The sequence below is a fragment of the Halomonas sp. ND22Bw genome (assembly GCF_003011945.1).
GTDB lineage: Bacteria > Pseudomonadota > Gammaproteobacteria > Pseudomonadales > Halomonadaceae > Halomonas > Halomonas halophila.
In genome coordinates this window covers 1-359 of the sequence record NZ_PXWD01000350.1, presented here as the reverse complement: position 1 = coordinate 359, position 359 = coordinate 1, and the positions used below count along the sequence as shown (strand labels likewise).

1 pseudogene is annotated in these 359 nt (G+C 64.1%); it reads right to left on the bottom strand.

Annotated features, from left to right (window positions below):
- Positions 1-100 precede the first annotated feature (100 nt).
- Positions 101-359 (bottom strand): annotated as a pseudogene (locus tag CVH10_RS18385) (transposase); the annotation flags it as partial.

Genomic DNA, 359 nt, shown 5'->3' with positions numbered 1-359 from the left:
TAAATCACGCGGCGGCACGTAGATGCCTCTGCCAGTAGCCGCAAAAGTCCACGGACGGGCCACGCTTCATCGCCAGCCCGGCAATGCGCTCATACTGTGCGCCGTTGGACTCGCGGCGGTGATCCTCGCGCCACGAGGCTTCCTGCGCATAGCGAAGGAGATAGGCGCCTGCGATGTGGTGGTGATGGCCCTGCTCAGCCCGGCGAAGGCGGCTAAAGTACTCCTCAGCCATGTTGGTGCAGGCGTCGGCCTCGCTGTAGGCGTTGCGGTGATTGATCCGCTTGACCTCGTATTGGGCGTGAAGCTCATCCCACGAAGCGGCCTCGCCAGCGTGGATCGTCGTGCCCTTGGCGACGCGA